The following is a 25714-nucleotide window of genomic DNA, read 5'->3' as shown; positions in this document are numbered from 1 at the left end:
TTTTTTCTTTAGCATTCTTTTTTCTTTTCATGCTCTTTATCAGACTTTGTCTTTCCAAGGGATTCATATATTTTAGCTGCGTTCGGATCGCCCATTTCCGTTCCAAACTCTTCTTGCAGTAATTGTTTTTGTTTTGCTTCGGTGCTCGCTATATGCTTATTATTTTGTTTATGTTTGCTCATCGTTACTTACCTTGCTTTCCTTTTTTAGAATTGCGATTCGCGCCTTTAGCCGGCTCCTCGCCGCCAGCATATTCAGCAGCAAATTCTGCATCTGAAAGGCTCTCTTTTGGTGTATTGTTGTTAGTTAGTGCTGATTTGTACCCTACTTTACGCTTTGCCATCATCTATCCCTCCTATGCTTGGAAGTCCATTGAACTTCCTTTTCTTAGAATGCGCCTTTTGCTAAGCAATATAAGCAGAAAAAGCTGTAAAAAAGCGGTTGAAACATAACAAAATCACTTTACTCTAAATACGAACAACTAGGATAAATGCGTTGAACCGCTTGTGACACCGCTGTTGATTTCCGTGCAAGGCTTCGCTTTCCGCGGGCGGTCGATAAGCCTCGCCCTCCCATCAACAGCTAGAAGCAGCTACATGAAACCTACGTTCACCATCATAATAAAAAGATCCGAACGAGTTGGATTCTTAATCAAGAAACAAACTCATTCGGATCTTCCTTCAACTAACATATTTTTGTCCCAGCCTCTTTTATCCAATAATGATACGTTCTTTCGGATAGTGATAATCCGGTCCAGACGTTGGACGGCGAAGCATTAAGATAAATGAAAACATGCCAATTCGGCCAATGAACATTAAAATCATAATAACGCATTTTCCGATATCAGAAAGTCCTCCTGTAATGCCCATTGATAAACCGGTTGTCCCAAAAGCTGAACACACTTCAAAAATAAGCTCAATGAGAGAAAAATGTTCTGTAATACTTAAAATAAGAAGAGAAATCGAGCAAATGATCACGGCTAACATCGACACGGCTACTGATTTGATAATGTCATCTTCATGAATTTCGCGGCGAAAGATTTTAATCGTCTTATTTCCTCTTACGTAATAAAACAGGAAAAGAATATTTAATGCAAACGTCGTCGTACGAATTCCTCCTCCTACTGAGCTCGGTGAAGCCCCGATAAACATCATCGCGCTCATCATAATTAACGTAGGAAGTGAAAACTCATTAATATTCATGGTCGCCACTCCTCCGCTCCTTGTAGCAGCGGATTGGAAAAACGCATAAAAGAACGATTCATCCCAAGACTTATCTGCTAAAAACCCTGAATGCTCTAGCACAAGAATTAAAATTGTTCCCCCTGCTAACAGCAGAAAAAACATAATGGTCGTTAGCTTCGTAAATAGAGAAAATTGAAATTTACGCTTATCTTTAAATGTTAAAAAATAGTGCTTAATCTCAATTAACACAGGGAATCCAATCGCTCCAAGCGTAATTAAAATAACAGTTACCACTTGTACAAAATAATCATGGGCATACGGAATAAATGAAGATCCTGTAATATCGAAGCCGGCATTTGTTGTAGCGCTGACAGAAGCAAAGAAACCATGCAGAAACGCATCTGTCCAGCTCGAATAGTAACGGAGAAAATGTAATCCTAAAATAATGGCACCAACTAGTTCAATAGCAAAAATAATAAATAAAATATTTCTCATCAAGTCAACTAATCCTGATAAACGGGATTGGTTATGATCTGTCATAATGAGCTGACGTTCCTTTAAACCAATTTTTTTACCTAAAATCATCCAAATGAATGTACTGAGTGTCATCACACCAATACCACCGATTTGAAAGATAAAAGCGAGCAAAAAATAGCCCGTGGTACTAAATGTATCCGGAGTAGAAACAGGTGTCAGCCCTGTTACACTTACCGCACTAACGGCAATAAATAAGCGATCAATAAATGCTAACTTCACTCCCGGCTTTAAAGCTTCTGGAATACTAAGCAATAGAAATCCAAGCGTAACAGCCACTATGTAAAATGTAACAATAATTTGAGCTGAAGACATCTGCCTTACTCGTCGTTTCCATGGTTGCGGCATAATCTGACATTCCTTTTTTGTTATAATACTAATAGTTTTCTTCTTTCTTCCCAAAGCATACTCATTGTTACATGGATCGCAATATCCATGTAAAAAATCCCATGTTCAAGAAGGTGACTACATTAGTATAAAAGAAGTCACCTCACTTGTCATTAGATATCATAAATCCCAGCAGCCTGCATCAAGAACCGTCACTCAATATTGTCTGTTTATACAAAAAAACGAGGTCGAGACATAATTAAATTAATCTAATCTAAAGACAAGTAAATGGGATACATGAGCTCGTATGGACACTTGAGACACCGCTGTTGATTTCCGTGCAAGACTTCGCTTTCCGCGGGCGACCGCTGAGCCTCCTCGTCGCTTACGCTCCTGCGGGGTCTCACCTGTTCCGCTTTCCCCGCAGGAGTCTTCGCCTTGCCCTCCAATCACCAGCTAGAAGCAACCACATACTTGAAACCTGCGTTCACCATAACAAAAAACGAACCACTGATATCAGTGGTTCGTTTTTTACTTCGGCTAAAATATTTTTGTCCCAGCCGCGTCTTTATTTTATTTAGAACGTTTTTCTAGCCAATCGCCGATTGAAGGATATGTTTCCTTCACTGCTTTTGGACCAAATACAACAGATACGTGACCTGTTTGCAGCAATTTGTACTCTTTATCTTCACTTGAAACAGCGTCCATTAAAGCTGCCACTTGATGCGGCATCGCAATATGATCACGGCTAGCAGCAATGTTTAAAATATTAGCTTTAATATTTTTCAAATCTACTTTGCGTCCGCGAACTTCAAGTTCACCATTGATTAATTTGTTTTGTTGATAGAAGTCGCGAATCCACTGACGATAAGCTTCACCAGCAAATGGGATTCCGTCAGCAACCCACTTTTGCATTAGCTTCCAGCTTTCAACAAAGCGCTGATTTTCCGAACGATCCACCAGCGTTACATACGGACCGTAAAAATTTGTGATTGGCTTTAGCATCTTGTTTCCAAAGTCAATCATCTCTGGAGGGATGTTTCCAAATGTATCTACTGCTTTATCTAAATTAAAGTAGCGGTCGTCTAGGAATGCCCCGTATAAACCTGTATCCGAGAAATCAAATGGACTTGTCATAAAAATTAAGTTTTTAATCGGCAAGTCTTCATTTAATGCAGCAAAAATAGATGTCATAGTTCCGCCCATGCAGTAACCAAGAACAGACAAATCAGGAGATTTAGAAGTGCGCAGCACCTTTTTCGCCGCTTTTGGAATATAATCCACAATATAATCATCTAACTTCATATTGCTGTCTTCAAGTCCAGGAGTTCCCCAGTCAAGTAAATACACGTCAAAACCGCGGTTTAATAAGTATTCAACAAGGCTGTTTCCAGGTGTCAAATCCAAAATATACGGTTTATTGATCAGTGCATATACGAGTAAAATTGGTGTTTTATGAAGGTTATCTTTTACTGGCGTATAGCGATATAATTTCGCTTTGTTCTTTTTCCAAATAACCTCTTTTGGTGTTAATCCAACTTCCGGTTCCGCTTCTGTTGTCATAATTTCATATGCACGCTTAAAACGTCTTGCAGAACTTTTATATTCACTTGGCATTGATTTGATTAATTTTTCCCACTCTTGCACGTAAGGAATTGCCACGAATATACACACCCTTTCATTTCATTAGTAGTTAGTTAACAAGCACAGCCCCGACAAAAGTCAGGGCCAGCATCTATTACATGTATAAGCCGCCGTTAATGTTTAACTGTTGTCCTGTAATGTACGCGCCGTCTTTTGCTAAGTAAACAACTCCGCGTGCAATTTCTTCAGCGTGGCCTAAGCGACGAGTTGGAATTTTCGCAACAACTTTTGCACGAACTTCTTCCGGCATTGCCATTACCATTTCCGTTTCAATAAATCCTGGGCAAATTGCATTAACTGTTACGCCTGACTTAGCAAGTTCAAGAGCTAATGATTTAGTGAATCCTAGCATACCTGCTTTAGCAGCTGAGTAGTTTGTTTGACCAAATCCGCCCGCTTGACCAATAATTGATGAAATATTGATAACACGACCGCCTTCAGATTCTAAAAGATGCGTTAGCGCAGCTGATGTTGTGTTGTATACGCTATGTAAGTTTACATCAATTACTTTTTTCCAATCTTCTTCGCCTAACTTCTTGAATGAACGGTCACGCGTAATTCCAGCATTGTTTACTAGAATGTCCAATTGACCAAACGCAGCTTTTGTTTCTTCGATTAGGTGTTTTGCTTGATCTACATAAGACACGTCAGCTTGAACCGCAATAGCTTCGCCGCCGTTGTCTTTAATTTCTTTTACAATTGCTTCTGCAGATTCTTTACTGCTGTTATAGTTTACTGCTACTTTTACTCCATTAGAAGCAAGCTCACGTGTAATTGCTGCCCCGATACCTTTAGATCCGCCTGTTACGATTGCTACTTTACCTTGTAATGTTGTCATGAAAAATTTCCCCCTTGCTTCTTCAGCGATGATTTTTACTGTAAATACAGCAGTTAATGTTGTTTTAAAATCCCCTATGCCCTACTTGCGAGCCGGCTGCTCAGTTTTTTGAGCGTTTGATGGTTTTGCTTCAGCTTTAGCTTCTGCCTTTGGCTTTTCAGCTAATTTTTCTTGTTTTTCTAACAGCTGAGCCTGAAGCTGCTCACCTTGAGTTTTAATTTGTTGTTGAATCGTTTCTTTTAACTCGTCTTGTGTTTTTTGCTGCCCTTCAAGAAGAGATAAAACTTTGTCGAGTTTTTTGTCTAATGATTTGACATCAGATTTCAGCTTAGTTACATCTTTTTTCAAAGCGGATGCACTTTCTTGCTGTGCTTCTAATTCATCAAAACGATCATCAAATTGCTCTTCTAATAATTCTACTTTTTCTTCCACATTGATGACTAATGACGCAACGTTTGCTACATCTTCTTTTGTGGGTACATTTACTTGGTGCAGATAGCGCCCCGTTACTTCATTTACTGCTTGTTGATATTGAAGGTTCATATTTAGCACATTTCCCATGAGCTGGGAAAATTCTTCACGATTCATATTGTCCCCAATAACTTTACCCCAGTAAGATTCGGTTTTGTCATATACGTCTTTCCATGCTTGAAACGGATCAAATACTTTTTGCTGTTCCAAAACTCCATCTCCTTTCTTGTGTACGTTAAAAGTGATGGCTTTCAATATGGACACTTAATGTGACAAGCGACATATTAGAAGCTCTAAGTAAACGCAACCAATTTTGCGTTTATTTATTGGATAATGTAAATCTTTTCACAATTCACTTACCAACAAATTATAAATGTTATAAAAATTACCTACATGTACTATTATAAATTCGTTTTCCAAAATAAACAATTCTAAATCTTTGTTTATTTTTGAATTTTTTTGACGCTTTTTGTCGAAATTCAAAAAATCGTTCTTTTTTCCTGTATTTGAAAGACCTGTTTTAAAGTGTTGACAATTTTTTCATCTAGGTGTAAATTACACATATAGAAAACAAATTCTCTTTTTTCGAAGGGGTGATTACCTTGGGATCAAGTGAAAAAGATAACACCTCTAATTCAAACAACTTAGAAAAATCGATTAGCGGTGCACCAAAAAACTTGATGGTTCCTTTTCTTCTTTTAAGTTTAAGAGGTTGGAATCTACATGGTTACAAGCTCATTCAGCAACTAATGAGCTTTGGATTCACATCAGTTGATCAAGGAAATGTCTACCGCACGCTGAGACAGCTTGAAAAAGACAACTTGATTACATCGCAATGGGATACGTCAGCTGAAGGACCTGCACGCCGGATTTACTCATTAACAGATGCCGGTGAACAATATTTAAGCATGTGGGCTAATTCACTTGAACAGTATCAAAACATGTTAGATTCATTTTTTCACATGTATACCGACATGTTGTTCCCTTTTAGCTCTTCTTCTTCTAAAAAGTCAAAAGAATCAAAAGAGGAAGAAAACGATTAAAGGGATTCACGCAGTACATCTGCGTTTCCTAATATAATGTTAAATAAATTTCACGGTCAACCAGCGAGCGCGGAATGTTAGGTTTATTACACAACTACGAATTTCTTCTTTAACGTTTTGTTCATTACGATAACTGTTCGCCAGACCAAATTATTCAAGGAGGAATTTGATTATGTCAACAGTAAAGTATGATACAGTAATTGATGCAATGTGGGAACAATGGACAAAGGGGTTACAAAACATTGCAGACGGAAACAAACAAATTGAGCAATGGACGTTAAAAGCACTTGAGCAACAGCAAGAATTTGTAACAAAAGCAGTTGAACAACTTCAAGCAACAGACAAACAGTGGAAAGCTGAATTAGAAGATCTTCAACAAAAAACAGTTGAAAACTTACGTAAAACAGCTGGTAACGCTGTTGCCGATTCTTATGAAGAATGGACAAACCGCACGCATGAAGCATTAAATAAATTACAAGAGCTTTCTCTTAACCAAAGCAAATCAAGCTATTCTTTAGTAAAGCAAGCTCAAGAACAATATCATCAAGTAGTAACACAATTAGTAGAAGAGCAAAAGAAAACGCGTCAAGAGTTCCAACACGTATCTGATGCATACGTAGAGCAAGTAAAATCTCTTCAAAAATCATTTGCTCAGTCTCTTGAGCAATATGCAGTTGTAAAATAATATATAAAAAAGCCCAGCTTCTTTGAAAGCTGGGCTTTTTTATACTTTCTTGCAAACCATTACCAGTATGCAAAATAGTAAACAGCAAATAATACAGGTACAGCAGTGAACTGCTGTACAACTAAAAAAGGAGATGACTAATCATGGCTAGAACAAATAAACTATTAACACCAGGAGTAGAACAATTTTTAGATCAATATAAATACGAAATCGCTCAAGAATTTGGGGTAACTCTAGGTTCTGACACTGCTGCACGCAGCAACGGTTCAGTAGGCGGAGAAATCACAAAACGCTTGGTGCAACAAGCTCAAGCTCACTTAAGCGGCAGCACACAAAAATAAAACATAACTTCATAACATGGCTAAAAAAAAGGCACCTGCGTGTGCCTTTTTCTTACATAATATAGTCTTTTAAATACACGTAGTCCCCCGCTAATATAATAACCATTGCGATGATATATTTCCGGTTTCTTTCAATTGTTTTCCGGCTCACTTTGACATGTTTTTCAATCAAGCGAATGGGAAGCTGCCGCTTTAAAAACAGCTTATCTTTTAATTCTTTTTCATTGACGATAAAAGATGCAACTTCCACTGCGTTTCCCCTTGCATCCTTATGTTTAGGAGACGTGTTAATAATGTCTTCAAGAGTTAATTTAAACAGTTCCAGCGTCTGACAAAAATAAGTCATTTCCTCTTGAATATATGAAGTTTCACTTTGCCTTTTATAGTTAGAAAGCGATATATCCCTTTCTACCTTACCTTGCATAAAACCTTCATTTTCAATTCGGCTATAGAGCAGCGTTTGGTTTCGCTTTTCTTTTCGAATATAGTCGATGACTCTTCTTTTAATAATCAGTTCCGCAAATGCAAGAAGGGATCTTCCTTTTTGGATTGTGTAATTTTCAATGGCTTCATTAAACGCAATCAGACCAATGCTAAATTCATCGTCAGCTTCACTTATATAACGTTTACATACAGCTGAAACAACTTTAGCAATAAACGGTTTATATTGTTGAATCATTTCGTTATGTAATTGTTTATCCCCTTGCTGAATCGTCAGTACAAGCGTTTCAAGCGATGGAGGCGTTTGAACTTTTGTGAGCATTGGCTTCACCTCTTTTACTATACTCAGTTGCTTTATACCATGTTAATATCCATTCTTTTGATGACGAACAGGGTAAAGAAGCGCTCTGCTCCTTTTAATTCTCTTTATTATAACCCATAATAGCTCAATTTTACCAATTAACATACATTTGAAATATATGTTTATGAACTGAAATAAACTTCATTGAACTGAATTATCCAACGCTGATTCTGTTCTTTACAGAATATGAACGAAAAAGCAAAACATTCGGATATACAGTAATTAAACACCAGTTAGTTCTTTTACCCTTTCCCAAAACAATTTAAACTAGGTATTTTATCTTAATACAAAAAAAACGCGCATTAAAAGCGCGTTTTTTTTGTATTATTGATTTTCAATTTTCTTTAATGAGTCTTTTTCTTTCTCTGAACCTTCAAGATCAGTTTGTTCTTTGTTTTTAGATAAGAACCAGCCTGAAGCTGCTATGCCAAGTAACACAACCCAAAACGTAATTTTCCATACTTTTGATTCAGGGAAGTGTTCATTAATAATACCTAACTCCGGATGAGCAAGAGTGTAAACTGCTAGCTTAACCCCTACCCAGCCTACGATAGCAAAAGCCGCCGTTTCTAGCCCCGGGCGCGTATTTAATAGCTTGACGAACCAAGTTGCAGCAAAACGCATAATGATTAGTCCCATAATTCCTCCGGCAAAGATCACCAAGAATTGTCCGCCATCGAGTCCGCCAATTTTAGGAAGATTGGTTGTTGGCAACGTAACGGCAAGAGCCACAGCAGCCAAAATTGAATCAACCGCAAAAGCAATGTCCGCTACTTCTACTTTCAAGACCGTCATCCAGAAACCTGAGCCCTTTTTTCCGTCCGCTTCTTTTACTTTTTCATGATCACCTTTTTTCACATATCGCTTCACAATATGATTAATGGAAATGAACAATAAGTAAATGGCTCCTATTGCTTGAAGCTGCCATACATCTACCAAAAATGAAATCAAAAACAATGAACCGAATCTAAAAATAAAGGCACCGGCTAATCCGTAAAATAATGCCTTCTTGCGTTTTTCTTCCGGTAAATGTTTGACCATAATGGCCATTACAAGAGCATTATCCGCCGCCAAAATTCCTTCTAATGCAACCAGCACCAGCAATACCCATCCATATTCTAACAAAAGCGATGCATCCATAAAAATCCCCTCTCGTTTCTTTGTATAAGTTGATTTATTCTCATTACCGGAATAAAACACAAAAAGACCTTTGCCAAATATGGCAAAGGTCTTGCTAAGCATAATCATTATGCCAACAAAGCCGATGGAATACTCCATGTAATGACGACTTTGTTTCAGGTTTCCCTGACGCTACTCCCCTTTACTCCGTAAGAAGTAAATGTATTAAGTTGTTTTTATTTTACAAAAGGTCCACTAATAAGTCAATGAAAAGCCTTCTAAACTTTTGTTAAGCTTTTGTAAAGCGATTTAATACATTCAAAAACGTGGCAATATGAATTGGCTTTGTTACGTATTCACTAAAACCGACTAAAAAAGCTTGATCGATGTCGCTTTGCATCGCGCTTGCACTCAAGGCGACTCGCGGAATATGCTTCAACTCTTTTTCCAGCTGAAGCTGTGTGCATACCTCAAAACCATTCATATCAGGTAGATCAATATCAATTAAAACAATATCCGGTGAAATGGACTTGATTAGCCCGATGCCGTTTTCTCCTGTTTTGGCAACTAAGAGCTTAACGTTTTTATATGGAGAAAGAATCGATTGCATAAGCTCAATATTTGTATCGTTATCCTCAATATACACAATTGAGATCGGCATAGAAAAACCTAAAAATGACTCGGCTTCCCTTTCATTGGATAAGCGTTTAGGAACAGGTGGATGTACTAAGGGAAAACGAACCCAAAATGTACTGCCTTTTCCTTCTTCACTTCGCACTCCGCACGTTCCATTCATTAAGACAACAAGCTGCTTTACAAGCGCCAGCCCAATCCCTGTTCCGTCTTTTTCTAGTCTATTCACACGATAGAAAGGTTCAAAAATCCGATTTAATTCTGAAGCTGGAATTCCAAAGCCCCTATCTTCAATCAATATGGTTACGTGATGCTGAGCAATATCGGTATAGATAATGATATCGCGATAAGCGGGCGAATATTTAATGGCGTTTGTAAGCAGATTTAATAAGATCTGCTGAAACCGAAGTTCATCTACTTCAACAAAGACTTCTTGGTATGCGTGAAAGCGAGTATAAAATATACTATGCTTATCTTTTGCTAATGGTTTCATAATTTTAAGCGCGTCTTCAATTGCTTCTTTTACCGACACTGGTTCAAGGTTAATCGCTAAGTGACCTGATTCAATTTTCGATAAATCAAGCGTTTCATTTATTAAATAAAGAAGATGATTACCTGCTTTTAAAATTTTTCGTATACGATTCAATTGTTTTTCTGTTAAATCTTTTTCTCCTTGCTCTTCCAATATCTGTGCATAGCCTAAAATACTGTTTAAAGGCGTTCGAAGTTCATGGCTTACTTTTGATAAAAATTCTGACTTAGCCTGATTTGCTTTTTCGGCTTCTTCTTTGGCTATAATCATTTGCTGATTGGAATGAAGCAGATCTTGTTCTTGTTCCTGCTGCTTTGTAATATCATAAAATGTGACAACTACGCCTTTATAATATTTGCTTTCTTGCAGAGGTTCAGCATTCACCGAAAGCCAAGTCAACTTTTTCTCATTTAAATAAATGCCCATGACTGTATTTCGCACAGGCTCTTTTGTATGAAGACAGCGGACAGATGGAATATCTTCGAGTGCAAAAGCTGTGCCATCAGGATGAATAATTTCCCAGTCTAAACCAAACGGGTTAACCGATAACATTTGGTCATAAGGCACGTTTAGAATCTTAGCAGCGTATGCATTGGCAGCAATTAAGTTACCTTCAAGGTCATGAAACACCACGCCTTCTGACATTGTAGAAAGAACGGATCGATACATGCTTTCACTTTTAGCCAGCTTTTCTCTTGCTTCGTGAAGATCAGTAATATCTACTATAGAACCAATAACTTCTTGTACTTCTCCTTTGTAGATATGAGGTGTTAATTTCGTATAGTAAGCAAAGTCGTTCAAAAGTACTTCATACGACACTTTCTCTCCCGCCCATGCTTTATCATAGTAACTCCTATTATCTCTTGCGTAGGATTCAGGTAAAAATTCCTCAGGTGTTTTTCCGACAACATCTATTTCCTCATATCCCATTTCACGAATCATTTTGCCTTCGCACATCGTATAGACATATCCTTTACTGTTCTTCACAAATTTAAAAATAGTACCATCTTGCTGTGAAAGCGTGCGTTTTAAATCTTTTTGTAAATCCAGAAGCTGCTGTTGAGCCCTTTTTCGATCTGTCACATCTTTGGCGATAACGTAACTTCCTTTAATTTGATCATAAACAATAATGGGCATTTGCGTGACTTCAACGTATACAGGCTGATTATCTTTGCGAATCAGCGTTGCCTCATAATATACAGAGTCTCCGCTCAGGGATTTCCACATATATTCTTCAGCTCTTTCAGCTTCTCTGAACATAGAAGGAAACGGGATTGTCTCCATTTTGTTTAACGTGTATCCTGTTAGCTCGATTCCTTTTGGGTTAATCGTTTGAATATTGCCGTACAAATCAACTGCACACACAATATTGGGATTGTAGTTAAAAAGGGATTGATAATACTCTTCTTTTAATTGACTTTCCCTCACTTCTTCCTGACGCTTAAAAGCAGCAACGAGCAGGAAGACAATCAGTAGCGTAATTGTAATGCTTGCAATAATATTGGAAAACGGCGCTTGATACGGCAGCCACTGGCCCCACCTTCTAGCAACTGAATGTGCAATATGCAGCTTCATTCCATACATACTAATGAAATGCATAGCTGAAATGCCAATGCCTAGCAAAATGGAGCTAACAAGTTTAAGAAATGGATTAGCTTTCACGCTTTTCGAACGAAAAAACAAGTGCATCGCATAAAATGCAACGACCAGGGCGATGATGACGGAAAGCAAAACAGATAGCATCGCATAATGAATGTGTGCTTCCGTTTCGATTGCTGCCATTGCAATATAATGTGTACCCAGAATACCGCTTCCTAAAATGAGCCCTGACCATACCGACGTGCGCCATTTCCAGAATGTCCAAAACGCAACTAATGATCCGCTAATTGCTATTATTAAAGCAAGGACAGAAAGTACAACATCAAAATGAAAGCTAACAGGAACATAATAAGCAAGCATCGCAATATAGTGCATCGCCCCCACTCCAAGCCCCATTGAAGTTGCTGACAGTGTGAGCCACAAATAATTGTTCCGCTGTTTTTTCATCATTTTGCTCACAATATCAAGTGCTGTATAAGAGGCAAGAATCCCTACAATGACAGCAAGAAATACGGTAAATTCATTATAGTGACCAGTAATTGAAATCATTTTCTTTCCTTTCACTTTAACGTTACTTCTTCTATCTAACTCTCCTTATAAGAACTATATTACGATCATTTATTCCGAAAGCAGACACATGAAATAGACGAAACTTACATAAGCTTCGTCCTCTCATCAGCATAACTATTTTAGAAGAAGCAGCATCTCTTAATTTGTCATTAACTGATGCAGCTGTTTTTGAACATCTTGGATTTTTAATTTTGAGATATGAGCATATTCATCAATTTCTAAGAAATAAACAAGATATGTTTCATTTTTTGGTGTGATGTGCGAAACTTTCTGCAAATTTACGATATAAGACCGATGTGTTTGACTGAATACAGAAGGGTTCAAATACATATAGATATCACTAATATTTTCATATGTCTCATAGACACGTGATTGAGTATAGATTAAGCATTTTTTTCCGGACTTTTCAATAAAAATAATTTGATCAATTGGAATGTAATAAGTAGATCCATTAAATTTTACAGGCAGTCTTTTTAATTGCTCACCTGGCTTTTTTGACTGATTTTTATCAATTCCAATGGAGTTTTTTGCCCGCTCTAGCGCCATATAAAGTCTGGTTTTTTCAATTGGTTTTACAATGTAATCCAGTGCCGACAACTCGAATGCCTTCACAGCAAATTCATCATAACCGGTGATAAAAATGAAGTTTAAATTCGGCTTAATGCGCAGGCACTTTTTTATGGCATCTACACCGTTAATCGTAGGCATATTAATGTCTACGAGCAAAAGGTCTGGACTCTTAGCCATCACTTCCTGTACAAGCTGCTCTCCGTCTTTGCAGATGCCAATCACTTCAAATTCCGGAAGCTGTTCTATAAAATAATCTAAAATTTCAACCGAATCTTCGTTATCATCGGCAATAATTAAGTTGATTTTGTTCATCCTGACTCCCCCTAGGATACAATGTTAAAGTATAGTACGAACTATTGCCCATTCTGTTTTATGCATGTCTACACATCTTTATAGTGTTTTTATGTTGAGATGAATGATCTACACGGACGCTAATCGTTAATGGAACGCACAACGATTGTTCATGGGGAATATTGCAATAATTGTAGGTTTTCTAGAAGAAGAAATAAAACCGTTTATCTATTATCATTTATTTTCCTAACAATGATTTAATACCCTTTTTATAATCTGTAAATCAGCATGCCAGAATCTTTATTTAATATTTTTAATAAAGGCGACACGCTATTTTCAATCATTTTGTCTTCTCTTACTATTAAAACATGTTCTACGTTCTTCCACCCATACTTTTATTCATTTTTTACTTTTTATTCAAGGTAATTACTTACATACAACCCTTAATAACCCTGTATTTGTAATTTCACTTGAAGAAATTTATGTATTTTTTATTCATTTTATTATAAAAATTCTAGCATATAACGCTATGAACTTACATATGTATTCCGAACTAGTTCCTTTTAGAACTATGATTATTATACCATTTCATAGTATAAATCACATATATTTAAAGGTGAAGACTTTCCATTCCTTTAAGAGTTCAAAGCTATTTATTTGTAAAATAAATCAATTCATTCCTCTCTAAAGGCTAATACATCTAATTATCCATCTATTATCTGTAAAAAAACAGGCCTAAAGTTATACTTCGGCCTGTTTTACTTTCATTTCTTATTTTGCATTTTTTACAATTTGCTGTGCCTGTTTAGATACAAAGAAGCGACCTTTTTTATCCTGTACCACCACACTGTCCATCTGCATCTTTTTTCCATTTACAATTGCAATATTTTTATTTACCGGAAAACGTACCGTTCGCTTATTTTTTGTAACAACGAGCACAGGGTTGTTTTTATCTTTTGAGTCCACCGCTACATTTGAGCCTTTAAAAGCTTTATTTGCTTCAATAAATAATTCATTTGTTAACTCATTTAAGTTAATATTCATTGACTTAGCCATATGTTTAGCAATATCCGTATTATCAAAGTGCCCCGTTGGTCGATTGACGCCGTATGAATACAGAAATACATCCTCACCCGTATGACCGCCCGTTGTGAATCCAAGGTTTGCTCGGTTGGCTAATAGCTTTGATAGTGTAGCACTCATTTCTTTTTTATCTCTTGCTTTAGTCAGCTGCGCTTTTTCCTCTGAAGTTAGATTTGATAAACCATACAAAGCAGCTACTTCTTCTTTATTTGATAAATCTTCTTTTAAGTTAGACGTAGCACCTTCTAACGTCATTTTTGCTTTTTTTAATGGATCAATATAAGCAGAAACAGGTGTGGTATCATATCCTTTTGTTGTATTTGCATTACCGATTGAAAGACCGCTGTTTCCGTGATCAGCAATCGCAATAACCATCGTATTTCCATCTTTTTTAGCGAACTCTACTGCTTTGCCCACTGCTTCATCAAACGCTAATACATCGCTAATCATGCCTATTGGATCATTTGCATGAGCTGCCCAATCCGTTTTGCTTCCTTCAACAAATAAGAAAAAACCGTCTTTATCTTTGGAGAGTGTTGTTATTGCTTTATTTGTCATCTGAGACAGCTTCGGCTGTTCTGCTTTTGTCTGCGGTCGGTCCATATCATACGCTAAGTCTCGGTCGGCGAAGCTCCCCCAGATTTTTTTGGCGCGCGACTGCTCTAATTCCTTTTTATTTTCTACAAAGTCATATCCTCTTTTGTTTAATACATTGACTAAGTTTTCACCGTCTTTTCGGCTTTTTTCCTCTTTTCCTGGCAGAAGAGATTGCTTACCTCCTCCAAGTACTACATCAATGTTTTGATACACTTGCTGCTCCGCTAGCGTTTGAAAATCATCACGGCTGTAGTTGTGGGCTGAAAAACCAGCTGGTGTGGCGTGCTGGATTTCAGAAGTAGCCACAATTCCTGTCGCGCGCCCCGAAAGCTTTGCTCCTTCTAGAACGTTTGCTACGGGACGAAACTGATCTTCTTTTTCTACGGGTTTAACCCCAGGTGTATTCACTACTGAAGGGAGCACACCTACATAACCAGAATTTGATTTATTTCCTGTTGCTAAAGCAGTAGCTGCCGGAGCGGAATCTGTAATAGCAGATTCTGCCGAATACGCACGTACTCCCCCGGCCATCAGCTGATCCATATGTAACGGTTTTCCTTTGTACCATCTTGCAAGTGTAGTAGCATTTGAGCTCGTCCCGTCCATTACCATCATAATGACATTTTGAGGTTTCTTAGCTGACTTATGCTCCACTTTTGCTTCCGTTTGAATAAGAGAGTTTCCTAAACCAAACGAGGCCAATGCTACTGCTCCTGCCAGTGTAATACCTGCTAATTTTTTCTTCATATAAATGTACCCGCTCCTTTATTTCATTATCTTCGACATGTCTAAAGTTACCATCCAAACGTAAATCTACTGTTTATCCACTGTAAAAGAGTGTAAAGTTTGTCTTTATATTCTTCCTTTCTTCTTGAGAAAAAATAGTCGAATAAAAAGGAAGTACATGAACAAACTACCAGTAATAGAAAGTCATGCGAGGGGCACGGTTATGTTTAAACATTTATTTAAAAAAAAGAATGCAGACGATCAGCCCAAAAAATCATTGGACGAACTGATTAAACAATTTAAAAAATCAAGTGATTTTACAACATTAGCTATTGGTTCGCAGCATCGAAAATACATCATTACTTATTTTAAGCAGCTCGTAAACATGCAAAGTGTTGAAGATAAAATACTTGAGCCTTTTCAAAAACTAGACTTCACGTTAAGCAGTGTATATGAAGTCGAAAACGTTCTGCCGATTGAAGATATTTCCGTTACAAAAGATACAAAAGAAATTTTAGAAAAGATGCTGCGCGGCTATGTGATGTTTCAACTGCATAAAGACGATAAGCTAGTAGCTCTTATTAAAGTTCAAAGCTTTGATACGGGGTTTCGAAAAGAAAATGAAACGGAAAATGAGTTCAGCGTCGTTGGTCCTAAAATTGGTTTTGTGGAGGATTTAGATGTCAATCTCTATTTAATGAGAAAAACGGTCATTTCCGAAAACCTTATTTTTAAAGAACTCACCGTAGGAAATAAATCGAAAACGCGCGTGGTGCTTGTTTACTTAGAAGGCGTAACGAATCCTCAGCACGTAGACACCATGACCCAGCGCCTTGAAGAAATAGATTTTGACGTCATTTTTGATAGTACAATGCTTGATCAATTGATTTCCGATAATTCTTCTACGGCATTTCCGCTTTTTTTAACAACAGAGCGGATTGATCGAGTTCTGTTTAGTCTGTTAAACGGGCAAGCTGCCTTCTTTTCGAGTGGTTCACCCTACGCAGTTACCGGACCGTCAACGTTGCTTGACTTCTTTATTTCACCCGAAGACTACTATTTACCGTGGGTTCTAGGGTCATTTTTCCGAGTTATTCGTATTTTGGGCGTCTTTTTCTCTATTTTTGCTACGCCTCTTTATGTAGCCATTGTTACGTATCATTATGAGATGCTTCCAAAAGATTTGCTGGGGCCTATTATCTTTTCAAGGACAAACGTTCCTTTTCCACCTGTTATCGAAGTGCTTTTTTTAGAAATAACCATTGAGCTGCTTCGGGAGGCAGGAGCCAGACTTCCAACAAAAGTAGGGCAAACACTGGGAATCGTAGGCGGGATTGTTATTGGGCAAGCAACGGTAGAAGCTGCGTTAACAAGCAATATTTTGCTTATTATTGTTTCACTGACAGCTTTAGCCTCTTTTACAACGCCTATTTTTAAAATGTCTAACACGATCCGGCTGCTACGTTTTCCGTTTATTTTGTTTGCCACTGCGTTCGGTTTAGTCGGCATCACATTTGGCTTTTGTTTCTTGCTGGTTCACTTGCTTCGGTTAAAGTCTTTGGGCATGCCTTATCTTGTTCCGCTTTTTCCGTTTCGCCCAACAGAGTATAGGGATACCTTTTTGCGCTTGCCGTATAGTCATACGGCCAAGCGGCCAAGCTACTTGCGTCCTTTAGAACGCTTTCGCTATAACCCTAATAAAGCGAACAAGACTAAACGAAAAAGTAATTTAGATAATGAGTAAAGCGGGGAAACGTCATGAAGAGAATACTTATTTTATGCACTTGCCTTACTTTTTTAACGAGCTGTGCAGACCGTGAAACAATTGACGAAATTCAAGTAGTTAACTCCATAGGATATGATTATATTCCTCAAAGCAATAAAGTCAGAGGAACTATTTTATACCCTATCTATAAGTACGGGCCAACGGAAGAACCTAGTATTATTGCGGCTACTGCTAATTCATCATTTGATATTCCACTCCGTTTAAACAATAAATCATCTCTTCCGGTCGCTTTTGGGCAGCTGAGAAGCATCGTCATGGGAAAAAAATTTGCAACACACGGCGTGGATGAATTAGTAAATACAATTGCTAGAAATCCAGACCTTGGGCGTAATATTAAATTAAGTATCGTAGATGGCAACGCACATGAATTATTGAGCTCCGTTACAAAAAAGAAAATTAAGGACTATCAGTTTATTTCTAATTTGATTGAACAAAATATCCGCACAGAAAATTTGCCTAACACCAATTTACAAATTTTTTTATTCAGTTTTTTTAGTGATGACCGCGACCCGTACCTTCCTGTTTTAGCTCAAGAAAAAGATGCTATTAAATTAAAGGGGCTGGCGCTTTTCAAAGAACAAAAAGTCGTTACAACCATCGGAATGAAAGAAACGTTTTTATTTAAGCTGCTAACAAGCGGAACAAAGCACGGCCGCTACTCAGTAACAATTAAAGAAAGTGACCGTAAAGGCGAGATCATTCTTCAAAACTTGCGCACCAAAACAAAGTATGAAATTAAAGGCAATCATCAACATCCAAGTATTGTTGCGCACTTAACTGTCGACGGCCTTGTAAAAGAGTTTCCTGGATGGATAGATTTAACAGACCCGGCTCGTATTAAAATGGTTGAAAAAACGCTTCAAAAAGACATTGAAAAAGACGGGGATACTTTTATTAAAAAGCTTCAGCGGCACAAAATCGATCCCATTTGTTTTACCGATTATGTTCGAAGTAAAACGAGAAGGTTTAACAGTGAAGAATTCAAAGCGCAATATCCGGATATGAATATTGAAGTAAAAGCTCACGTTCATCTTATTCAAACCGGTATTAGCAACTAGGAGGAAGAAAAGATGCACAATACAATTAAAGAAGAAAATCAAGTTTCCCCTTCTTTTCTTTTTTTCTTAGTTCACTCTACTCAGATTGGCGTTGGAATACTAGGATTTCAGCGTTATATTATTAAAGGTGCCGGATATGAAGCATGGATATCTGTCATTCTTGCAGCGATCAGCATCTGTATTTTATTAGCGATGATTTTTAATATCTTAACCCGTGAAAACAGCGACATTATTGATATTCACCGGCTATATTTTGGAAAATATCTTGGAGGGGCTTTAACCCTTGCCGCTTCCATTTATTATTTTATCTTTGCATTAACGATTTACCGAACGTATGTAGAGATTTTGCAAATATGGATGTTTCCGCAGTTAGAAACATGGGTCGTATCACTTGTATACTTGCCTATTATTTACTACACAGTTTCCGGTGGGTTTCGTGTGATTACTGGCATTGCCTTTTTTGGGGTCATGCTTCCCTTGCCGCTCGTATTTGCCTTACTTTATACGTTAAAATATGGGCACCTTAATAATTTATTTCCTTTATTTGATCACACAATATGGGAATTTTTAATTTCAACTAAAATGATGACCTTTGAGAATTTGGGATTTGAATCCGTACTTTTTTTCTATCCATTTATAAAAAATGGCGCTACTAGTCAGAAGTGGGGGCAATATGGCGTTTTGTTCAGTACTTTTTTATATTTGTGTACGGCATTAGTGTCGTTTGCTTACTTTAGTCAAGGACAGTTAGGCCATACCATCTGGCCAACCTTAACGATGGCTAAAATTATTGAAATCCCATTTTTACAGCGCTTTGAATATATTTTAATTTCTATGTGGCTTTTAGTCGTTCTTCCTACTATTGCTGTCAGCGTATGGTGTACAATTCGTGGATTTAGCAAAACATTTAATAAGCCGCCTACGCTTTTTCTCATATTAGTTCTTATTGCCCTTCTTGGTTTTTCTATTTTCTTTGATGATCGAGAAACCATCGATCAGCTTAATACACGATTATCCATGACCGGCTTTTACTTTATTTATGGCTACATTCCCTTCCTTTTTCTCTATAGCCTCATTCGAGCCAAAATAAAACAAAAGAAAACACAAAAAGAAGAGCGTGAGCCAACTTTAAGTTGAATCACGCTCTTTTTTTCATATTATTTTATTTGTTAAATAAAACAGCGTATTCCCCGTATCCTTCTTTTTCTAAATCTTCTTTCGGAACAAAGCGAAGAGCTGCTGAGTTGATGCAATAACGCAAGCCGCCTGCATCTTGCGGACCATCATCAAATAAATGACCTAAATGAGAGTTAGCCGTTTTGCTTCGTACTTCTGTACGAACCATATTATGACTAACGTCCATGTTTTCTTTTACTTCATCTTTATTAATCGCTTTTGTGAAAGACGGCCATCCGCATCCGGCATCATATTTATCGGTTGAACTAAACAACGGCTCTCCTGATACGATATCTACATAAATACCATCTTCTGTATGATCCCAAAATTCATTGCGAAACGGGGGTTCCGTTGCGTCATTTTGAGTAACTTCATATTGAATAGGCGTTAATGTCGTTTTTAGCTGCTCGTCGCGGCCAAAGTCTTTCCAGTTTTCTTTAATAAAACGATCACGTCCAGATCCTCGTCGATACATAGCATAGCGGAATTTATTTTTCTTATAATAACCTTGATGGTATTCTTCCGCTTCATAAAACGGTTTTTCCGGTAGAATTTGTGTGGCAATTGGTTCAGAAAAACGACCGCTTGCTTCTAATTGTTGCTTGGATTCTTCAGCTAGTGCCTTTTGGTGCTCATTGTGATAAAAGATAGCTGTTCGATATGAATCGCCTCGATCCGCAAATTGTCCGCCTGCATCCGTTGGGTCAATTTGAGGCCAGTATAGTTCTAAAAGCTTTTCATATGGAAAAACTTCTGGATCAAATGTAATTTGGACCGCTTCATAGTGGCCCGTTGTTTCTGAGCATACTTCTTTGTACGTCGGGTTCTCTTTGTGACCGCCTGTATAGCCAGATACAACTTTTATAATGCCTGGCTGTTCATCAAAGGGCTTCACCATACACCAAAAACAGCCTCCAGCAAAAGTTGCTACTTCATATTGTTCTGTCAAAAAGATGACCTCCTTCATGTATTCTTTCTATTATTATACGCTGATTTGATGTTCTCACCAACTAACTTGCTTCTTGTACTCTTTCCGTTTTAAGACAAAAAAATAATCAGTGAAGCTCATCTTCACTGATTATTCTTCCGCATTTAAAGCGCTTTATTTTTGATCACCTTTAATTTTGTGAAACAGTTTATTCATCGTTTCAATTTCTTTATCTGTAAAGTGCTCAAACCGCTCAAGGAAATATGCTCGTTTTTTTTCTTGAATCACATTAAAAATATCTTGCCCTTCTTTGGTCAGTTCAATATCAATAATACGTCGATCATTTTCAGACCGTTTGCGTGCAATGTAGCCTTTTGACAAAAGCAAGTCGGTTACCGCCGTAATGTGGCTTGCTGACACTTGAAGATACTTAGATAAATCAGTTGATCGCTGCCTGCCGGAATCAACCAGCATACGAAGCACCATAAATTCATTTGTTGATAGCTCTGAATTGTATACTTCATTAATTTCTTGGCGAAGCTGTCTGAACACAAAGCGAAACAGCGTCTCCATTTCTTGAACGAGCTCTTCTCTTTTTTTCACTTGTCACTCTCCTTAACGCTATCGCATGATAACGAATATGTATTTACGAAAGTATTTCACTTTCTTAACTTAATTAGTTTTATCAAATTACTAAGCGTTTCGTCAACTATTATTGAGATTTTTTTCCACAAGTCTGTACGAATTGATGTATTTTTCGTAAAATTCCATAAAAAAAGCGATTTACCGTTATGGTAAATCGCTGCTAATAGCTAAAAATACCGGTTAAAAAGCTTCTCCATCTCGGAACAGGCTTTTTACCTTTTAAGCTGTCTTCACTTTTCAACTGACTTTCAAGTTCCGCTACTCGATTTTCTAATTTCGTAATAACTTTATTTAATCGATCGATTTCTGAACGATGCTCTAAAATTTGAAAGGTCACTACTTCTCCCGCTTTTTCTTCTGTACGCTTTTCATTTTCAATCAGTCTTAAAAAAAGCTGATCAAGCTGCTTTTGCATATCTTGTGCACGTTCATCAGATATAACGACTTCCTCTTTTTCTACTACTTTTTCTACCACTTTGACGACGGCTTGACGATTGCGGTTTTTTTGAAAGTCTCTAAGTGCTTCAATATTTTCTTCTGTAAACTCACAGTGTCCCGATTCATTTCTCTCTAGCTCGATATCCGCCATTTTAACCCATTTTAATACCGTACTTGGATGTATTCCCAGCGACTTTGCCACATCCACCGTTTTCATCGTCATGTTCCATCCCTCCATTTTTTCATTTACTAGCCATTTCGAGAGAAATCTTTAAATCCCTTCATACGTGACAAAACTAGTATGAATTCGTCAAAGAAAGTGGACGTTCAACAAATGAAGAAAATGATGTCATTATTCCCTAGAAAAACTCGTATAAACCTTCTGCAAAATAACAAAATTCGCTCTGTGAAATCCCCTTGCCGTATCCCTTAAAAAAAGACGCGCGCTCTTTACCTGTAAAGATTCCGTCTTCAAAACGAACAGCCAGCGCCATATCATAACGAGCGTCTCCTAAAGTTCCTCCGCTCCAGTCAATAACAGCTGTTATCTGACCGTCGTGTACAAGTACATTATCAATCGTGTAGTCTCCGTGAATAAGTACCTCTTGTTTGCATATCATGTTTTGCTTCTGCAGTTGTTTTAGCAGCCGTTGATTTCCGTCTACCTCATAGTGAGTTAAATTGTACTCTGCCTCTTGCAGCATTCGGTGGATCCACGGCTGCTTACTCACTAATCGTTCTGGACACTCAGCATTGTGAATACGAGCAAGAAGACGCCCCATTTCATAGACAACGTGCTCACGCTTTTTTTCATTATCTTCCTTCTCTAAATACTCTCTTACCGTCTTTCCTTCAAGAAATTCTAGCAGCATCCAGCTCTCTTCTGCTGTTTGAACGAATTTGTAAGCGATCGGGCTTTGACATTCTTCCAGAGCGCATATATTTTTTAATACATAATATTCCTTATATAACCATTTTCTGTACTTTTCCCTTTTTGTCCGTTTTAAAACATATCTCCCTTTAGCGGTATGAAGGATACCAACATCTGAGGTACACCCTTGCTTCGGAAACGTCACTTTTTCGATTTGCTTTACATACTTTTTTATCGAATGAGGAATTTCTTCTATTATAATAGGATGCAACTGTCTCACTCCCCTTTCTTTCTACATTCTCTTTTTGTTGCTCTTTCCCTCCAACCCACAGCTAGAAGCAACTAACTGCATACTTGAAACCTACGTTCACCATTCCAATAAAAAAATCCGAACGATTACTCGTTCGGACCTTCCTTCAACTAAACTACTTTTGCCCAGTCTCTTACCCTTTACCAAGCACCCAGCGGCTTTTCGTAAACATCGTATAACCAACCGTAAATAAAACAACCGTACAAACCGACAAGCTTCCTATTGTATAGACGAGACTCTGCATGTCGTAGACACCGTAGAGAAGCTGTTTCATGAGTGCAAATACGTTATAAATAGGAATTAAAAATCCGCTTGGTTGCAGTTCGTGTACGGATTTTCCCATCAGTAAAAAGTATGGAAGTATCGCTACCATCATAATTTGAGATGTATAGCTCTGCGCTTCTTTAACCGAACTTGCTAAAAGGCTAAGAATACATAATACCATAGCTCCTAGAAGTGCTAGCAGGGTAAGGGTGACTAAAAACGAGAAGATAAAGGTTGTAACATGCCCCTTAAGCTGCAGTGCATCATTTAATATAGTTGTTAAATAACGTACAGAGAAAACAAATGCCAATGTAGACAAAAGGCCGCTTACGATACCGAATGTAGAGATCGTAAGCCATTTTCCAACCAGTAATTGCGTTCGTTTGACAGGAGCCATCAATAGAGCTTCCATCGTCTTCCGTTCTTTTTCACCTGCAAAAATATCATTGGCAGAAGGAAGAATGCCACCTAAAACGCCCATAATGATAATCATTGGCGCAAACATCGCAATCATTGTTAAAGAGCCGTCATCTTCTTTAGACACTCCTTTTTCAACCACATTAAACGGAGCTATCGTTTGACTATTCACATTTAGTTGGTCTAAGCGTTCGCTAACTATAGCTTCTCGATGTTTATTCAGTATATTTTGTATATACTCTGCGGTAGCACCTGAGTTCATGCTCGCTGAATCCGTATAAACAGTAACTTCTGGCGATTTCATCTTACGCACTTCTGAAGAAAAATCGTCTGGTAGCTTTAACGCCGCTAACGCTTTCCCTTGTTCTACAGCACTGAGTGGATTTCTGCTTTCAATTACTTTAATATTGTCATCGTTTTTTAACCAGTCGATCACACTGGCATCAGAATCTTTTGTAACAGCTACAGACATGGAATCTGTTTGATCATTGGCCATCATTTTGTCTGCAAAAAAGATAATCCCTACATTTAACAGAATCGGAATCAACACGCTAAAGATAATCGTTTTGCGATCTCTCAAACAATCAATCAACTCTTTTTTATAAATATGCCAAATCATATTAAGCCCCCCTCACGATACGCGACATAAAGATGTAATTTAAGTCTGTGCTTTCTTCTTCTTTATACAGCTGTTCGTTTGTTCCTTGATAAATCATTTTTCCTTTATGAATCATGATGATAGACTGACACAGCATCTCCACTTCTTCCATAATGTGACTGGAAAAAACAATCGTTTTTCCTTCTCTTTGCAGACTTTTAATAAGCTCGCGAAACATGTTTGCTGATGTAATGTCTAATCCTGTAGTCGGTTCATCAAATAGGATAACGTCTGGGTTATGAAGAATAGTGCGTGCAATGGCTACTTTTTGACGCATTCCTTTTGAAAAGCCTCCGACGCGGCGGTCTAAGTAGTCTTTCATTCCAAAACGTTTGGCTAGTTCCTCAATCCTTATCTTTGTTTCATGTTTGCTCATTCCATAAAACTTAGCAAAATAAGCTAAGTTTTCACGAGCTGTCAAACGGTCGTATAAACCTGTTTCACCGCCAAAAAGGACGCCGATTTTTTGCTTTATTTTATCGGGCCGTTTATGAATGTTAATTCCGTGAATGAACATATGGCCTTCCGATGGTTCAAGTACAGTCGACAGCATACGTAAAAGAGTTGTTTTCCCCGCTCCATTTTCCCCTAATAGTCCTACAATTTCTCCTTGTGCGATGGTTACATGAATATCTTGAACAGCTGCAATTGTTTGCTTTTTCTCTTTGAAATATTTCGTCACACCTTTGATTTCAATCATATCCGCTCTCCCCTTTTACTGTGATTGACTCTATCTTAGCTTATTTTTTATACAGCATCTTCCATCTTGTCATAAAGAGGGTCTTTTATGTCGCGAAACGTCCTTTCCATCTTGTAAATCATGGTAAAATAGTGTGGTAATATCCAATAGAATAAAACAAAGAGGGTTTTTATTTATGAAGGTAGGATTAGTGGATGATCATTCATATGATTTAGAAAAATTGAGGATTTCTTTAGAAAGAGAAGATGATATAGACATACTTTTTTCGACTAGCAGTGCGGAGGAAGCTTATAACGAAATTAAAAAAAATGAAATTGATTTATTAATTACAGATATTGAAATGCCAAAACTATCAGGTTATGAGCTTGCAGACTTTATCAATGCTTACGCACTTGATATTCAAGTCATCTTTGTCACTGGGCACAGCGGCTTTGCCGTTCATGCATTTGAACTCAACGTTTTAGACTACATTATGAAGCCTTACTCTAAAGAGCGTCTGTTAAAAGGCATTCAGCGTTTTTATCAAAAAAACCAATCAAATAACACAAGAGATAAGCTTATTTTAAAACAAAAAACCGAAATGCAAGTGCTGAACAAACAAGATATTATATTTGCAGAACGAACGGGTCGCTCTACCACCATCATAACGAGAAATGGAGAATTTAGTACCTATCAATCATTAAACGAAATTGAAAAAGAATTAACCGCGAGTCATTTTCTAAGGTCTCATCGAGCTTTTATTATCAACATTTCCTATATTCAAAATTTCTCCCTGTATACTAAGCACTCATACTCCGTGATGTTTCAAAGCACCGAAAAAACAGCTTTAATCACGAAAACAAATTTAGACATCTTGCAAAAAGAATACTTTTAA

General features: G+C 37.5%; 25 protein-coding genes and 1 riboswitch. Of the genes, 7 read left to right on the top strand and 18 right to left on the bottom strand.

Going from position 1 to position 25714, the window contains the following annotated elements; translation table 11 throughout:
- Positions 1–8: 8 nt before the first annotated feature.
- The 7 genes from MKX72_RS06275 to phaR form a co-directional block, all read right to left on the bottom strand.
- A complete protein-coding gene (locus MKX72_RS06275; protein ID WP_014461091.1) occupies positions 9–182 on the bottom strand; it encodes a hypothetical protein in 174 nt (57 codons plus the stop codon).
- Positions 183–184: 2 nt separating this feature from the next.
- Positions 185–343: a hypothetical protein gene (locus MKX72_RS06270; RefSeq protein WP_025749458.1), complete on the bottom strand. Its 159-nt coding sequence runs from the start codon at positions 341–343 to the stop codon at positions 185–187.
- A 367-nt stretch (positions 344–710) separates the two neighbouring features.
- Entirely contained in the window at positions 711–2090 is a 1380-nt protein-coding gene (locus MKX72_RS06265; RefSeq protein WP_255256020.1) for a TrkH family potassium uptake protein, read from the bottom strand.
- A 219-nt stretch (positions 2091–2309) separates the two neighbouring features.
- A complete protein-coding gene (locus MKX72_RS06260; RefSeq protein ID WP_080974237.1) occupies positions 2310–2498 on the bottom strand; it encodes a hypothetical protein in 189 nt (62 codons plus the stop codon).
- A 120-nt stretch (positions 2499–2618) separates the two neighbouring features.
- On the bottom strand, positions 2619–3707 hold the full coding sequence (locus tag MKX72_RS06255; RefSeq protein ID WP_013055939.1) for a class III poly(R)-hydroxyalkanoic acid synthase subunit PhaC: 1089 nt from the start codon (positions 3705–3707) through the stop codon (positions 2619–2621).
- Positions 3708–3783: 76 nt separating this feature from the next.
- Positions 3784–4527, bottom strand: coding sequence for an acetoacetyl-CoA reductase (gene phbB / locus MKX72_RS06250; RefSeq protein ID WP_014461095.1), 744 nt, complete (start codon positions 4525–4527; stop codon positions 3784–3786).
- A gap of 81 nt (positions 4528–4608) precedes the next feature.
- Complete coding sequence (gene phaR, locus MKX72_RS06245; RefSeq protein WP_028414183.1) at positions 4609–5208, bottom strand: polyhydroxyalkanoic acid synthase subunit PhaR; 600 nt, start codon at positions 5206–5208, stop codon at positions 4609–4611.
- A gap of 392 nt (positions 5209–5600) precedes the next feature.
- On the opposite strand from phaR, the gene phaQ reads away from it, so the two are divergent.
- The 3 genes from phaQ to MKX72_RS06230 all read left to right on the top strand — a co-directional run bounded on the left by phaQ (position 5601) and on the right by MKX72_RS06230 (position 7067).
- Positions 5601–6041, top strand: coding sequence for a poly-beta-hydroxybutyrate-responsive repressor (gene phaQ, locus MKX72_RS06240; protein ID WP_013055935.1), 441 nt, complete (start codon positions 5601–5603; stop codon positions 6039–6041).
- 172 nt (positions 6042–6213) lie between these two features.
- Complete coding sequence (gene phaP / locus MKX72_RS06235; RefSeq protein ID WP_014461097.1) at positions 6214–6726, top strand: polyhydroxyalkanoic acid inclusion protein PhaP; 513 nt, start codon at positions 6214–6216, stop codon at positions 6724–6726.
- Positions 6727–6869: 143 nt separating this feature from the next.
- Positions 6870–7067: an alpha/beta-type small acid-soluble spore protein gene (locus tag MKX72_RS06230; RefSeq protein WP_013055933.1), complete on the top strand. Its 198-nt coding sequence runs from the start codon at positions 6870–6872 to the stop codon at positions 7065–7067.
- 52 nt (positions 7068–7119) lie between these two features.
- On the opposite strand, the gene sigI is transcribed toward MKX72_RS06230, so the two are convergent.
- The 5 genes from sigI to MKX72_RS06205 all read right to left on the bottom strand — a co-directional run bounded on the left by sigI (position 7120) and on the right by MKX72_RS06205 (position 15610).
- On the bottom strand, positions 7120–7830 hold the full coding sequence (gene sigI, locus MKX72_RS06225) for an RNA polymerase sigma factor SigI (protein WP_033578364.1): 711 nt from the start codon (positions 7828–7830) through the stop codon (positions 7120–7122).
- A 363-nt stretch (positions 7831–8193) separates the two neighbouring features.
- On the bottom strand, positions 8194–9009 hold the full coding sequence (locus tag MKX72_RS06220) for a TerC family protein (protein WP_028414185.1): 816 nt from the start codon (positions 9007–9009) through the stop codon (positions 8194–8196).
- A 96-nt stretch (positions 9010–9105) separates the two neighbouring features.
- Positions 9106–9201: riboswitch (yybP-ykoY riboswitch) on the bottom strand.
- Positions 9202–9277: 76 nt separating this feature from the next.
- On the bottom strand, positions 9278–12301 hold the full coding sequence (locus tag MKX72_RS06215; protein ID WP_340758959.1) for an MHYT domain-containing protein: 3024 nt from the start codon (positions 12299–12301) through the stop codon (positions 9278–9280).
- A gap of 159 nt (positions 12302–12460) precedes the next feature.
- Positions 12461–13204: a LytR/AlgR family response regulator transcription factor gene (locus MKX72_RS06210; protein WP_028414187.1), complete on the bottom strand. Its 744-nt coding sequence runs from the start codon at positions 13202–13204 to the stop codon at positions 12461–12463.
- 750 nt (positions 13205–13954) lie between these two features.
- On the bottom strand, positions 13955–15610 hold the full coding sequence (locus MKX72_RS06205; protein ID WP_155008292.1) for an alkaline phosphatase: 1656 nt from the start codon (positions 15608–15610) through the stop codon (positions 13955–13957).
- 202 nt (positions 15611–15812) lie between these two features.
- On the opposite strand from MKX72_RS06205, the gene MKX72_RS06200 reads away from it, so the two are divergent.
- From MKX72_RS06200 to MKX72_RS06190, 3 genes are read left to right on the top strand one after another with little or no spacing between them, the layout of a single operon-like run.
- Entirely contained in the window at positions 15813–17333 is a 1521-nt protein-coding gene (locus MKX72_RS06200) for a spore germination protein (RefSeq protein ID WP_049163527.1), read from the top strand.
- A gap of 14 nt (positions 17334–17347) precedes the next feature.
- Positions 17348–18433: a Ger(x)C family spore germination protein gene (locus MKX72_RS06195; protein WP_033578360.1), complete on the top strand. Its 1086-nt coding sequence runs from the start codon at positions 17348–17350 to the stop codon at positions 18431–18433.
- A gap of 12 nt (positions 18434–18445) precedes the next feature.
- Entirely contained in the window at positions 18446–19570 is a 1125-nt protein-coding gene (locus tag MKX72_RS06190; protein WP_034267926.1) for a GerAB/ArcD/ProY family transporter, read from the top strand.
- 25 nt (positions 19571–19595) lie between these two features.
- Here the strand turns inward: MKX72_RS06190 and msrA are convergent, their stop codons facing one another.
- From msrA to MKX72_RS06160, 6 genes are all read right to left on the bottom strand, one after another.
- On the bottom strand, positions 19596–20558 hold the full coding sequence (gene msrA / locus MKX72_RS06185) for a peptide-methionine (S)-S-oxide reductase MsrA (RefSeq protein ID WP_155008293.1): 963 nt from the start codon (positions 20556–20558) through the stop codon (positions 19596–19598).
- 153 nt (positions 20559–20711) lie between these two features.
- Positions 20712–21140, bottom strand: a complete 429-nt coding sequence (locus MKX72_RS06180; protein ID WP_028414193.1) for a MarR family winged helix-turn-helix transcriptional regulator — start codon at positions 21138–21140, stop codon at positions 20712–20714.
- Between the two features lie 202 nt (positions 21141–21342).
- Positions 21343–21843 (bottom strand): MerR family transcriptional regulator, encoded by a 501-nt coding sequence (locus tag MKX72_RS06175; protein ID WP_033578357.1) that lies wholly within the window; start codon positions 21841–21843, stop codon positions 21343–21345.
- A 136-nt stretch (positions 21844–21979) separates the two neighbouring features.
- Positions 21980–22771 carry an aminoglycoside phosphotransferase family protein gene (locus tag MKX72_RS06170; RefSeq protein WP_311265128.1) on the bottom strand — a complete coding sequence of 264 codons (792 nt, stop codon included), beginning with the start codon at positions 22769–22771 and terminating at the stop codon, positions 21980–21982.
- Between the two features lie 163 nt (positions 22772–22934).
- Positions 22935–24101, bottom strand: coding sequence for an ABC transporter permease (locus MKX72_RS06165; protein ID WP_155008294.1), 1167 nt, complete (start codon positions 24099–24101; stop codon positions 22935–22937).
- 1 nt (position 24102) lies between these two features.
- Positions 24103–24840 carry an ABC transporter ATP-binding protein gene (locus MKX72_RS06160; protein ID WP_049163521.1) on the bottom strand — a complete coding sequence of 246 codons (738 nt, stop codon included), beginning with the start codon at positions 24838–24840 and terminating at the stop codon, positions 24103–24105.
- A gap of 175 nt (positions 24841–25015) precedes the next feature.
- Between MKX72_RS06160 and MKX72_RS06155 the strand changes: the two genes are divergently transcribed.
- Entirely contained in the window at positions 25016–25714 is a 699-nt protein-coding gene (locus tag MKX72_RS06155; RefSeq protein ID WP_049163519.1) for a LytR/AlgR family response regulator transcription factor, read from the top strand.

The sequence above is a fragment of the Priestia sp. FSL R5-0597 genome (assembly GCF_038006305.1).
GTDB lineage: Bacteria > Bacillota > Bacilli > Bacillales > Bacillaceae_H > Priestia > Priestia zanthoxyli.
Note: the sequence above shows the minus strand (reverse complement) of the source record. Positions and strands in the feature narration are given on the sequence as shown.

What these genes read in the sequence shown, in the direction of transcription:
- MKX72_RS06275 (WP_014461091.1), bottom strand. Translation starts at nt 182, where the DNA reads ATGAGCAAACATAAACAAAATAATAAGCATATAGCGAGCACCGAAGCA.
- MKX72_RS06270 (WP_025749458.1), bottom strand. Translation starts at nt 343, where the DNA reads ATGGCAAAGCGTAAAGTAGGGTACAAATCAGCACTAACTAACAACAAT.
- phbB (WP_014461095.1), bottom strand. Translation starts at nt 4,527, where the DNA reads ATGACAACATTACAAGGTAAAGTAGCAATCGTAACAGGCGGATCTAAA.
- phaP (WP_014461097.1), top strand. Translation starts at nt 6,214, where the DNA reads ATGTCAACAGTAAAGTATGATACAGTAATTGATGCAATGTGGGAACAA.
- MKX72_RS06230 (WP_013055933.1), top strand. Translation starts at nt 6,870, where the DNA reads ATGGCTAGAACAAATAAACTATTAACACCAGGAGTAGAACAATTTTTA.
- sigI (WP_033578364.1), bottom strand. Translation starts at nt 7,830, where the DNA reads ATGCTCACAAAAGTTCAAACGCCTCCATCGCTTGAAACGCTTGTACTG.
- MKX72_RS06220 (WP_028414185.1), bottom strand. Translation starts at nt 9,009, where the DNA reads ATGGATGCATCGCTTTTGTTAGAATATGGATGGGTATTGCTGGTGCTG.
- MKX72_RS06215 (WP_340758959.1), bottom strand. Translation starts at nt 12,301, where the DNA reads ATGATTTCAATTACTGGTCACTATAATGAATTTACCGTATTTCTTGCT.
- MKX72_RS06210 (WP_028414187.1), bottom strand. Translation starts at nt 13,204, where the DNA reads ATGAACAAAATCAACTTAATTATTGCCGATGATAACGAAGATTCGGTT.
- MKX72_RS06205 (WP_155008292.1), bottom strand. Translation starts at nt 15,610, where the DNA reads ATGAAGAAAAAATTAGCAGGTATTACACTGGCAGGAGCAGTAGCATTG.
- MKX72_RS06200 (WP_049163527.1), top strand. Translation starts at nt 15,813, where the DNA reads ATGTTTAAACATTTATTTAAAAAAAAGAATGCAGACGATCAGCCCAAA.
- MKX72_RS06195 (WP_033578360.1), top strand. Translation starts at nt 17,348, where the DNA reads ATGAAGAGAATACTTATTTTATGCACTTGCCTTACTTTTTTAACGAGC.
- MKX72_RS06190 (WP_034267926.1), top strand. Translation starts at nt 18,446, where the DNA reads ATGCACAATACAATTAAAGAAGAAAATCAAGTTTCCCCTTCTTTTCTT.
- MKX72_RS06175 (WP_033578357.1), bottom strand. Translation starts at nt 21,843, where the DNA reads ATGACGATGAAAACGGTGGATGTGGCAAAGTCGCTGGGAATACATCCA.
- MKX72_RS06165 (WP_155008294.1), bottom strand. Translation starts at nt 24,101, where the DNA reads ATGATTTGGCATATTTATAAAAAAGAGTTGATTGATTGTTTGAGAGAT.
- MKX72_RS06160 (WP_049163521.1), bottom strand. Translation starts at nt 24,840, where the DNA reads ATGATTGAAATCAAAGGTGTGACGAAATATTTCAAAGAGAAAAAGCAA.
- MKX72_RS06155 (WP_049163519.1), top strand. Translation starts at nt 25,016, where the DNA reads ATGAAGGTAGGATTAGTGGATGATCATTCATATGATTTAGAAAAATTG.